At 41.5% G+C, this 11864-nt stretch carries 9 protein-coding genes and 1 rRNA gene; 9 read left to right on the top strand and 1 reads right to left on the bottom strand.

The window, feature by feature from the left end:
- The first annotated feature begins 88 nt into the window (after positions 1-88).
- From rrf to ihfA, 6 genes are all read left to right on the top strand, one after another.
- A 5S ribosomal RNA gene (gene rrf / locus BM378_RS01560) occupies positions 89-203 on the top strand.
- A 581-nt stretch (positions 204-784) separates the two neighbouring features.
- Positions 785-1840 (top strand): DUF2066 domain-containing protein, encoded by a 1056-nt coding sequence (locus tag BM378_RS01555; protein WP_036969039.1) that lies wholly within the window; start codon positions 785-787, stop codon positions 1838-1840.
- On the top strand, positions 1825-2550 hold the full coding sequence (gene hda / locus BM378_RS01550; RefSeq protein WP_213019300.1) for a DnaA regulatory inactivator Hda: 726 nt from the start codon (positions 1825-1827) through the stop codon (positions 2548-2550). Before BM378_RS01555 ends, hda begins: the two co-directional genes overlap by 16 nt.
- 75 nt (positions 2551-2625) lie before the next feature.
- Entirely contained in the window at positions 2626-3606 is a 981-nt protein-coding gene (gene pheS / locus BM378_RS01545) for a phenylalanine--tRNA ligase subunit alpha (protein ID WP_074988360.1), read from the top strand.
- A gap of 15 nt (positions 3607-3621) precedes the next feature.
- Positions 3622-6009, top strand: coding sequence for a phenylalanine--tRNA ligase subunit beta (gene pheT, locus BM378_RS01540; RefSeq protein WP_074988358.1), 2388 nt, complete (start codon positions 3622-3624; stop codon positions 6007-6009).
- Between the two features lie 2 nt (positions 6010-6011).
- Positions 6012-6311: an integration host factor subunit alpha gene (ihfA, locus tag BM378_RS01535; RefSeq protein ID WP_036969033.1), complete on the top strand. Its 300-nt coding sequence runs from the start codon at positions 6012-6014 to the stop codon at positions 6309-6311.
- A gap of 31 nt (positions 6312-6342) precedes the next feature.
- On the opposite strand, the gene BM378_RS01530 is transcribed toward ihfA, so the two are convergent.
- On the bottom strand, positions 6343-7149 hold the full coding sequence (locus BM378_RS01530) for a DUF2989 domain-containing protein (protein ID WP_036969031.1): 807 nt from the start codon (positions 7147-7149) through the stop codon (positions 6343-6345).
- 173 nt (positions 7150-7322) lie between these two features.
- On the opposite strand from BM378_RS01530, the gene BM378_RS01525 reads away from it, so the two are divergent.
- The 3 genes from BM378_RS01525 to BM378_RS01515 all read left to right on the top strand — a co-directional run bounded on the left by BM378_RS01525 (position 7323) and on the right by BM378_RS01515 (position 11854).
- On the top strand, positions 7323-8765 hold the full coding sequence (locus tag BM378_RS01525; protein WP_036969029.1) for a glyceraldehyde-3-phosphate dehydrogenase: 1443 nt from the start codon (positions 7323-7325) through the stop codon (positions 8763-8765).
- A gap of 198 nt (positions 8766-8963) precedes the next feature.
- The gene (locus BM378_RS01520) at positions 8964-10091 is read left to right on the top strand and encodes a M14 family metallopeptidase (protein WP_074988356.1); all 1128 of its coding nucleotides are present in this window, start codon (positions 8964-8966) and stop codon (positions 10089-10091) included.
- 260 nt (positions 10092-10351) lie between these two features.
- The gene (locus BM378_RS01515) at positions 10352-11854 is read left to right on the top strand and encodes an alanine/glycine:cation symporter family protein (protein WP_065979799.1); all 1503 of its coding nucleotides are present in this window, start codon (positions 10352-10354) and stop codon (positions 11852-11854) included.
- The last annotated feature ends 10 nt before the right edge of the window (positions 11855-11864 follow it).

Below are 11864 nucleotides of genomic sequence, written 5' to 3'. Positions count from 1 at the left end.
CGCAGCGCTTAATGCGAAATCAGTTCACCTTGCGCAAAGGACTCGTAAGCGCGATGCGCTTTGTCGAGAATCCTTTCCACGCATTTTGCTTGGTGACAATAGCGTTTTGGACCCACCTGATTCCATGCCGAACTCAGTAGTGAAACGAAACAGCGCCGATGATAGTGTGGCATTTGCCATGTGAAAGTAGGACATCGCCAGGCTCCTAATTAAAGAAACCCGTTGCAGCAATGCAGCGGGTTTTTTGTTGCCTGTAGAAAAATAAAATACCCAACCAAGACCCCTACGACCTATATCTTTGTAAGCATCGTGTGGCATTGACCATGTGAAAGTAAGACATCTTACTGCGTAGCGCACCATGGCTCCTAATTAAGTTCAGGGCTAATACCATTCCGCTTTAATATCTGATCTAATATAGGCTATATAAAATCACCGGTTAATAACATTGAACCAAAACATAGCTGAACAGCTTTTAGCGCTTTCGCGAAAAGAACCAAACGCACGAAAACGCATACGATTACTCGCAGTGTCATTATTTTATGGGAGTCCATAAATCTCCTACGGTGTTTAATCACGATGTATCGATCAAAGGGGAAGAGTGGGCTGAAATCTTTAAAGCTGTCTACTTCGCCTAGCGCTGATTCGTCCTTTATTAATGAGTCTTCTAACAGCGTTGTGCACGATGAATCACCTTATGATCAGCGACCGTTCAGTAAATTAACTTTGCTTTGTTTATGGCTTTGATTTAGGATCAAATGAGTTTAAAAGCAAGAACTAATAGCCAGTGTCTAGATTACTTATTTGTTTATTATTATTTTTTTCGAGTGCGTCAGTATTTGCAGTTGAAGTAACCAACTTATACCAAGATACCCTTAAAGTGGCTGATAAATCACGCGATGCTCGCCTAGCAGCAAGCCGTGAAGCGCTTCTGAATGTATTGGTTAAAGTGAGTGGCGACACGAGTGCGGATCAAAATCCAACCGCGAAAGAGCGCACGAAAGACATTTCAGATTACATGCTTAAATTCGAATACGACGAAAAAGCAGATGGCACTTTAAATCTCGTCGTAAAATTTGAAGCGAATAAAATCAATGCGTTAATTAAAGATTTAAATCTTCCACTTTGGGGGACTCGTCGTCCATTGGTGGCAATTTGGCTTGCAATTGAAGATAACTGGCGTCGCGAACTTGTGACACAAGAAAGTTACCCTCAGCTTGAACAGCTTATATATGATAAAGCAGGTCGCCGCGGTTTACCCGTTGTTGTGCCATTGCTTGATTTAGAAGATCGAGCCATTGTCGGTATTCCAGAAGTATGGGGGAACTTTTCAGACCCTGTAGAGCGAGCTTCAAGTCGTTACAGTGCTGAAAGAAGTATTACTGCGCGCATGTATAAACAGCAGGATTCTGAAACGTGGGTGCTTGATTGGCGGTTTACCAATGATGAATTGTTTGAATCGAATCGCTTGGTGGGTGATAAGCAACAAATTGTGGCTGATATGGTAGATAGCCTAGCAGGCGGCTTAGCGCTTGAGTACGCCATTGATCCTACCATGATTGGGCAACTCGCAACCGCAACCTTTCATTTAAAAGGAATTACGAACTTTGTTGATATTGAGTTTGCAAAACGTCGCTTAGAAAGTTTAAGTGTTGTTACACAAGCACAAATTGCTGTTCGTACTCCTGACTCCGTACAATTTGTTGTGAATCACACTGGCAGTATGAATGATTTTAGAAAAGCATTAGAACTTGATAGTGCTTTTAAAGCCTACCAAAACCCAAGAGATTTTTATCAAGTCGTCAACAACGATGAACTAGAGTATCAATGGCAGGGGCTTTAACACTCGTGCAAGAACCTATGCAAATGGCATTGCCAGTAACGTTGCCTGATGATGAAACATTTACATCGTATTTTGGTGGTGAAAACTCGCTTGAAGTCAGCCACTTGAAAGATGCTTTTACTAAGTTAAATAGCAAGTTTCAATACACATATTTGTGCGGTTTAGGTGACTCAGGCAAGTCACACTTACTTTATGCAACCTGTATACACGCGCAAGAACTGGGTCTATCAACGATGTTGTTATCGATGCGAGAGGTCATTGATTTTGGTCCAGTTGTGCTCGAAGGATTAGAAACGCTCGATGTTCTATGTATTGATGACTTGCACCTTATTGCAGGGAATGATGCGTGGGAAAAAGGCCTTTTTAACTTTTTTAATCGCTTTAACGAGCCGAGCAAGTTTTTAGTGGTAACGGCTGATTTGCTTCCAGACATGTTGCATATTAATTTGCCCGACTTGGAGTCGCGTTTAAAGTGGGGCACAACGTTGCAAATTCGTTCTATGAGCGATGATGATAAAGCAGAAGCGCTAGTACGTCGTGCTCATATGCGTGGCCTTGAATTAACCGATGAGTGTGCCCGCTTTTTATTAACCCGATTAAGTCGTGATATGCGAGCATTATTGGATGTATTGGACAAACTTGACCATGCATCGATGGCTGCACAAAGAAAATTAACTATTCCTTTCATAAAATCAACGTTAAAGCTTTAGTAGGGCTAGAATCTAGTCCTTGCTTTCAGTTATCATTAGCTATTACAAAATCCTCTGTGAAAAACCAGGTACTCAATGAACTTAGAAAATATTTTAGCGCAAGCACTTGAGGCTGTAGCCAGTGCGAGTGAAATCGCGCAATTAGAAGATATCAGGGTTAATTACCTTGGTAAAAAGGGTGAAATCACCAACTTACTTAAAACGCTTGGCAAGATTGCCCCTGAAGAGCGTAAAGAAGCGGGTCAAGTGATTAACCAAGCAAAACAAGAAGTACAAACAGCAATCAACGAAAAGCGTGAGTTACTAGCAAGTAAGGCTCTTGAAGAAAAGCTAGCCGCAGAAACGATCGACGTAACATTACCTGGTCGTGTTATGCCAACAGGTGGCTTACACCCAGTAACTCGTACAATTGAGCGAATTGAGAGCTTTTTCGGCGAATTAGGTTTTGCGGTTAAATCAGGCCCTGAAGTTGAAGACGATTTTCATAACTTCGACGCATTAAATATTCCTGAGCATCATCCAGCGCGTGCGGATCACGATACTTTCTATTTTAATCCTAAGCTTGTGCTACGTACGCAAACAAGTGGTGTGCAAATTCGTACTATGGAAACGGAACAGCCGCCATTGCGTATTATCTCTCCTGGTCGTGTATACCGTAACGATTATGACCAAACGCACACGCCGATGTTCCACCAAGTGGAAGGCTTGATGGTTGATACAGATGTTAGTTTCACAGAGTTAAAAGGTATTCTTCACGATTTTCTACGTAACTTCTTTGAAGAAGATATGGAAATTCGTTTCCGTCCATCTTACTTCCCATTTACTGAGCCATCAGCAGAGGTTGACGTAATGGGTAAAAACGGTAAATGGTTAGAAGTACTTGGTTGTGGCATGGTACACCCTAACGTTCTTAAATCAGTAGGTATCGATCCTGAAAAATACACCGGCTTTGCATTCGGTATGGGTGTAGAGCGCTTAACAATGTTACGTTATGGCGTAAATGACTTACGTGCATTTTTCGAAAACGATTTAAAATTCCTAAACCAGTTCCGTTAAGAGTGAAGAAAAAAAATGAAATTTAGTGAAAAGTGGTTAAGAGAGTGGGTTAACCCAGCAATCGACACGCAGGCTCTTTCGGAACAGTTATCAATGGCTGGTCTTGAAGTGGATGGCGTGGAGCCCGCAGCGGCAGAATTTACCGGTGTTGTCGTTGGTGAAGTTGTTGAATGTGGTCAGCACCCAGATGCAGACAAACTACGTGTGACTAAAGTAAATGTTGGCGGTGATGAGCTTCTTGATATCGTGTGTGGTGCACCAAACTGCCGTCAAGGACTAAAAGTAGCTGTTGCCACGGTTGGTGCAGTTTTACCTGGCGACTTTAAAATTAAAAAAGCCAAGCTTCGTGGTCAACCCTCACATGGTATGCTGTGCGCATTCGTTGAATTAGGGATCAGCGAAGAAGGCGACGGCATCATGGAATTGCCAGCTGATGCACCAATCGGTACAGATTTACGCGAGTATTTAAACCTAGATGACAACATCATTGATGTTGACCTTACACCAAACCGTGGTGACTGTTTAGGCATAAAAGGTCTTGCCCGTGAAGTGGGTGTTCTAAACAGTATAGATGTTAATACACTTGATATTGCGCCAGTTGCTGCAACGATCGACGACAAAGTTTCAATTGAACTTGTTAACGATGATGCCTGTCCTCGTTATTTAGGTCGTGTAATCAAGGGAATTAACTTAGATGCACAGACACCACTTTGGATGGTAGAAAAGCTGCGCCGCAGTGGTATTCGTTCAATCGACCCAGTGGTTGATGTAACAAACTACGTGTTATTAGAGCTTGGCCACCCAATGCACGCATTTGACTTAAATGCGATTGAAGGCGGCATTAAAGTTCGCAGCGCTCATGCGGGCGAAGAGTTGGTCCTTCTTGATGGCAACACAGCTAAACTGAATGAGTCTACGCTTGTTATTGCAGATCACAACAAAGCGCTTGCTATTGCAGGTATTTTTGGTGGCGAAAAGTCAGGTGTGACAGAATCAACCTCTGATATTTTATTAGAAAGTGCGTTTTTCAACCCAGTTGCTATTGCGGGCCAAGCACGTAGTTACGGTCTTCACACAGATGCATCACATCGCTATGAGCGCGGTGTTGACTTTGCCTTGCAAAAAGATGCAATGGAGCGTGCAACAGCACTGTTACTTGATATTGTAGGTGGTGAAGCAGGTCCAGTCGTTGAAGCGGTTGCAAATGATAAATTGCCAAAAGTAACTGAAGTGCGTTTACGCCGTGAGCGTTTAGACCGTGTCATTGGTTATCACATTGATGATGCAAAAGTTACTGATATCCTAACGCGTTTAGGCTTAGACGTGAAAATTGTCGATGGTGTATGGAGCGCTGATGTACCTAGTTACCGCTTTGATATCCGTATCGAAGAAGACTTAATTGAAGAAGTGGCGCGTGTGTTTGGTTATAACAGCATTCCAAACGTAGCGCCGACAGCTAAGCTAAAAATGACTAACCACAATGAATCACATGTTTCGGTTACTAAATTCCGTAATACTTTAGTGACACGTGGTTATCAAGAAGCCATCACATACAGCTTCGTAGACCCTAAAGCACAAGCAATCCTGCATCCGCAAAGTGATGCATTGATATTACCGCACCCAATTTCAGTTGAAATGTCAGCGATGCGTGTAAGCTTAATGCCTGGCTTGTTGGCATCATTGGTGTATAACCAAAATCGTCAGCAACCGCGTGTTCGTTTGTTTGAACATGGCTTAAAATTCTTACGTGACGAACAGGCCGAAAACGGGGTAAACCAAGTTGCGGTAATCGGTGGTGTGATTTCGGGTCTTGCTCACGGTGAACATTGGGTTCAAGAAAAGCGTCCTGTTGATTTTTATGACTTAAAGGGCGATGTTGAGGCACTTTTAGCTATTAGCAACGATATGTCACGTTTTGAGATAAAAGCAGAACAGTCAGATGGCTTACACCCTGGTCAATCTGCCGTTATTTATGCTGATGGTAAAAAGGTTGGTTTCTTTGGTGCGGTTCACCCACAAGTACAAAAGTCGCTAGATATCAATAACACAGCATTCGTGTTTGAAATTGAAATGTCGGCTCTTGAAAAAAGAAAATTACCTGAAGCAGTTGCAGTGTCGAAATTCCCGTCAAACCGCCGTGATATCGCGATTTTAGTGGAAGATCACGTGAAATCGGGTGATATTTTTAAGGTCATAGAAAAAGTTGGCGGAAATCAATTGGTTGACCTAAACTTATTCGATGTGTATAAGGGCAAAGGTATTGAGCCAAATTATAAGAGTTTGGCGATTGCTCTAACACTGCAAGCGGTTGATAGAACGCTCGAAGAGAAAGATATCAATCAAGTAGTTGATAATGTGGTGGCCGCATTGGCCGAACAATTTAACGCATCGTTGAGGGACTAGATATGGCGCTTACTAAAGCCGACATAGCTGAACACCTATTTGAAAAACTCGGGATCAATAAAAAAGATGCCAAAGATTTAGTTGAAGCGTTTTTTGAAGAAATCCGCTCAGCGCTAGAAAAAGGCGAGCAGGTTAAGCTCTCTGGATTTGGTAACTTTGATCTTCGAGATAAAAAAGAACGTCCAGGCCGTAATCCGAAAACAGGCGAAGACATCCCTATTTCGGCACGCCGAGTTGTGACCTTTAGACCAGGTCAGAAGCTTAAAACTCGTGTGGAAGTTGGTACAAGCAAATCAAAATAAGAAAAGGCAGCATTCGCTGCCTTTTTTATTTTTAAAAGCCTCGGGGCGAGACAAATTCGCCAGCTTGAATGCTGTCGTAAGTTTTTTGTGCGAGCTCATTGAGGCTGTCGAGACTTTTACCAGAAACGGTGAGCTTGTGCTCAATCGGCAAGATATCAACATTTTCAAACCCTGATAATTGTGCAACACGTGCAAATGTGTAAGCGTGCTTATATTTTTCGTGTTTGTAAAATAAGCTTACAAGTGTTGGATAAATTTCTGGGTTAGGTGTTTGACCCGCCTTATTTAGCTCTAATGTTTTGTAGAGCAGATCAATGGTTTTTTCATCGTCAAACTTGACATAGTAACTGGCTAAGAAAAATTGTATTTCTGCATTTTCTGTTACGCGTTTATCTTGTTTGTTCTCTAAAGCAAGTAATTTTGATAACGCTGATTGGTCGTTATTGCGTGACCAATGGTAATAGAGTAGCCCTGGATGATTGGTATCTTTAGTGTCTTGGAAGATACGTGTCATTTCTTTAATACTGGTTAAATGACCTTCCACACGAGATGTGGTTTTTTCTTTTAACTTAATATGCTCAATTTTTGCTGCCAAAGACACACATTGATTATATTTTTCAAAGTCTTTCAATAATTGATATTTGTTTTCGTCAGTGGGTGACTTATATTCAACATAACGTTGAATTATCACATCGGCACGTTGTTCTTTGCAGTGGCTATCTTTGTTTAGATCACTACAAAAACCCGGTGTTTCGTCGCACACTTTAGCCAGTGTAAGCGGATCTTCACACCCTGTTAATGCCAATAAACCAAGCAAAACGCTTGCTCTTAGTAACATTCCTTAACCTCGAGTTAATAAATACGACTTTATTCTAGCGCAATGAATTGTTCTGTAACAGTGGAGAATCATTTGAGTTTAAATTAGAATACCCCTGCCTGAGATGTGTTGCTCTCAAATCACAGCATATTTTTAAGGCTATCCGTTCAAAATTGTTTAATTAGGTAAAAAAAATGACCTCATCTCACGAGTTAGAATACACAAACAGCTGGCAAGAACGCCAAGATTACGCAGAAAGCATGCAACCAATTATTGGTCGCCTATACCGTAACCGCGGTATCGAAATTGCTGTTTATGGCCGCCCGCTTGTTAATGCTAGCCCTATCGATATCATCAAAGCACACAAAACTGTTGCTCAGTTTGAAGGCACTAAATTACGTTTGCGCGAGAGCTTCCCATTTTTAGAAGCCATCAGCAAAATGGATTTAAACTCAGCACGCATCGATATTGGTAAATTAGCATACGGTTATTTATATAACGATGCCGCTAAAGGCCGTTCTGTTGAAGAGTATTTAACTGAAGAGCTTGCTGAAATTGCGAATGCAGAGCGTAAAGAGCCACGTGACGTTGTTTTATATGGTTTTGGCCGAATTGGTCGTTTGTTAGCTCGTTTATTAATTGAAAAATCAGGTCCTTATGCAGACTTACGCTTACGCGCGATAGTTGTACGTGGCGGTAAAGACGGTGACCTTGAAAAGCGTGCAAGTTTATTGCGTCGTGACTCAATCCATGGTCCTTTCAATGGTTCTATTACGATTGATAAAGAGCGCAATGCAATTAAAGCGAACGGTAGCTACATCCAAGTTATCTATGCTAACTCACCTAACGAAATTGATTACACTGCATACGGTATCGACAACGCGCTTATCGTTGATAATACTGGTATCTGGAAAGACGAAGCAGGTCTTGGACTTCACCTAGAATCAAAAGGCGCTTCAAAAGTACTTTTAACTGCGCCTGCGAAAGGTAATATTAAAAATATCGTTTACGGTGTAAATAACAAAGATATCAAACCTGAAGATAAAATTGTCTGTGCAGCAAGCTGTACAACAAATGCAATCACACCAACGCTTAAAGCATTAAACGATAAGTTTGGTATTAAGAATGGCCACGTTGAAACGGTTCACTCTTATACAAATGACCAAAACTTAATCGACAACTACCACAGTGCTGAGCGTCGTGGTCGTGCTGCGGCACTTAACATGGTTATCACTTCGACAGGTGCAGCTAAAGCTGTATCAAAAGCATTACCTGAACTTGAAGGTAAACTGACGGGTAACGCTATCCGTGTACCTACACCTAACGTATCAATGGCTATCTTAAACCTTAACCTTGAAAAAGGCACAACCGTTGAAGAGTTAAATGCTTTCTTACGTGATACTGCGCTGCATTCAGATTTACGTGACCAAATCGATTACACTGCATCAACAGAAATCGTATCTACAGACTTAGTGGGCAGCCGCTATGCAGGTGTTGTAGATTCACAAGCGACGATTGTTGATGACAACCGTGTTGTACTTTACGTTTGGTACGATAACGAGTTTGGTTATAGCTGCCAAGTAGTACGTTGTATGCGTGATATGGCTGAAGTAACGTTCCCAAGCTTACCTCGCTAATACCTAACGTGATAAATTTAAAAGCCAGCATATTGCTGGCTTTTTTAGTCGTGAAAGTTTTTGCAAATTTTCTGCATGTGGTAGGCTGTATTTAGTCTGCTACATATTACTAACAAAACGTCCTAATCGGTGCGTTGACTTAATTCTTATCGAATGACTACGCCGTTAAGAATTATTTTTAAGCAATAGGTTTATAGAATGAAAATTACCAGCAATTTTGACAGTGGTAACATCAAGGTTATTGAAGCCGTTGACCCGCTGAATATTCAATTAGAAATCAATAAAGATAATCAGTCTGATTTTTTCCAGTGGTTTCACTTTCGTCTAGAAACAACCCCATTTCAAAACCACAAGTTACATATCAACAACTTAGAAAATTCAGCCTACCCAGATGGTTGGGAAGGTTACCATGCTGTTGCGTCTTACGACCGTCAAACGTGGTTCCGTGTCCCTTCAGAGTACGCAAATGGCACACTATCATTTGAAATGGAACCAGAGTGTGGCAGCGTGTATTTCGCGTATTTTGCGCCATACAGCTATGACCGTCATTTAGATTTATTAGCATGGGCACAAAGCCAGCACGCTTGTGAGCTTGAAACACTCGGGGAAACGTTAGATGGTCGTGACATGAGTGTGCTACGTGTTGGTATTCCAAGCAGTGATAAGAAAACAATTTGGATTACTGCACGCCAACACCCAGGCGAAACGATGGCTGAGTGGTACGTTGAAGGTTTACTACATAAATTACTTGATGATGAAGACCCACATGCCGCTGCACTTTTATCAAAAGCGGTGTTCTACATTGTGCCAAACATGAACCCAGATGGCAGCGTTCGTGGTCATCTGCGTACCAATGCTAAAGGCGTGAACTTAAATCGTGAATGGCAAACGCCAAGCATGGAAAATAGCCCTGAAGTATTCTTAGTGCTAAATAAAATGCGTGAAACAGGCCTTGATATGCACCTAGATATTCATGGTGACGAAGCTATTCCATATAACTTTGTTGCGGGCAGCGAAGGCATTCCGGGATACGATGACCGCTTAAAAGAGCTTGAAGACAGCTTCAAAGCAGCGCTATTAACAGTGACACCTGAATTCCAAGATGAGCACGGTTATCCGAAAGATGAACCAGGCCAAGCGAACTTAACGGTTGGTTCTTCTGCAGTTGCTCATGAGTTTAATGCTTTGGCGTACACTGTTGAAATGCCATTTAAAGATAATAACGATTTACCAGATCCTGACTATGGCTGGTCAGATCGTCGCTCGTATCAATTTGGTCAAGATACACTAGCGGCCATTGTTAACGTTGTCGATAAATTACGATAACGAGTCTAATCCAATGACGGGCATCAGCGAATACTGATGCCCGTCCTTGTTTCTGCTACATATCACGTAATTAGATTTGTTATATTGAAAATTAACTGTTAACAAGGTTGGTTGATTTAAGTTAATATTCAATACGTTTAGCTGAGAAGTAAATTAATCTTAGTATTTATTTCTCGCATCTATATGTATGTCGCGCATTCTCACAAGCTAACGCCGAGTATCGTAACTAACAATAAAAAATATAATCATAGAGGATATCCATGGAAGCTTTTGTAAGCGCCGTTAATGACGTAGTCTGGAGTAGTGCACTCATCTATTTATGTCTTGGCGCAGGTCTGTTTTATTCCGTTTTAACCCGTTTTGCTCAAGTTAGACATTTCAAAGAAATGTGTAAGTTGCTACTAAGCTCAAACAGTTCTAATACCGGTATTTCATCATTTCAAGCTTTGGCTGTTTCGTTATCAGGCCGTGTTGGTGTTGGTAACATCGCAGGTGTGGCTGCAGCAATTGGTTTTGGTGGCCCTGGTGCTATTTTTTGGATGTGGGTCGTGGCATTTTTAGGAGCCAGTACCGCGTATGCAGAATCAACACTAGGTCAAATTTATAAATCAGAAGAAGATGGCCAGTATCGCGGTGGCCCTGCTTATTACTTTGATCGTTGCTTACAACAAAAGTGGTTAGCAGTGCTATTTGCTGTGTCGGCAATTATCGCATGCGGTGTATTTTTACCAGGTGTACAAGCGAATGCGGTAGGTAACGCATTTACCCAAGTGTTTGGCGAAGGTACATTAGTGAGCACAAGTTTTGGTGATGTTGGTAGCTTTAAACTGGTTGCACTTGCGATCATTTTGATTGTGTTAGCGTTCATTATTTTTGGTGGCATTAAACGTATTGCCAACTTTACTCAAATCGTTGTGCCATTTATGGCTCTTGGTTACATTGTTCTTGCTTTAATCGTGGTATTTATAAACCTTGATAAAGTACCGGGTATTTTTTCACTTATTATTACTGATGCATTTACGGCTCAAGCGGGCTTTGGTGCAGCGATAGGTTGGGGTGTAAAACGCGGTATATACTCAAATGAAGCGGGTCAGGGTACGGGGCCGCATGCTGCTTCAGCCGCTGAGGTTGATCACCCAGCACAACAAGGATTAGTGCAAGCTTTTTCAGTCTATGTTGATACTATCTTTGTATGTACAGCAACGGCATTAATGATTTTAATTACTCAACAATATAATATCGTAGGTGAATTACCCGAAGGGCAATTTATTGTTCAAAACGTTGATGCAGCAACTGAAATTGGCTCAGCAGCCTTTACGCAAATGGCATTATTTAGTGTGTTTGGTGGTTTTGGCCAGGCGTTTGTTGGTATTGCGTTGTTTTTCTTTGCATTTACGACAATTCTTGCTTATTACTATATCGCAGAGACAAACGTTGCTTACTTAAATCGTTATTTCAAGGGGAGCATTCCACTTGTTCTTGTAAAGCTCGTTATTATGTTTATGGTGGCATACGGTATGGTTAATAGCTCTGGGTATATCTGGGCTATTGGTGATATCGGTGTTGGCTTAATGGCGTGGATTAATATTGTGGGCATTTTAGCTATCTTTTTCGTGGCTAAGCCTGCGCTTAATTGTTTACGCGATTATGAAGAGCAAAAGAAAGCCGGTGGCGAAATTACATTCGATCCTATTAAGTTAGGGATTAAAAATGCCACATTCTGGGAAAAACGCCTTGAACAAAAGGCAAAAGATAAATTATAAGTTGCTAAAG

Source organism: Pseudoalteromonas lipolytica, assembly GCF_900116435.1.
Lineage (GTDB): Bacteria > Pseudomonadota > Gammaproteobacteria > Enterobacterales > Alteromonadaceae > Pseudoalteromonas > Pseudoalteromonas lipolytica.
Note: the sequence above shows the minus strand (reverse complement) of the source record. Positions and strands in the feature narration are given on the sequence as shown.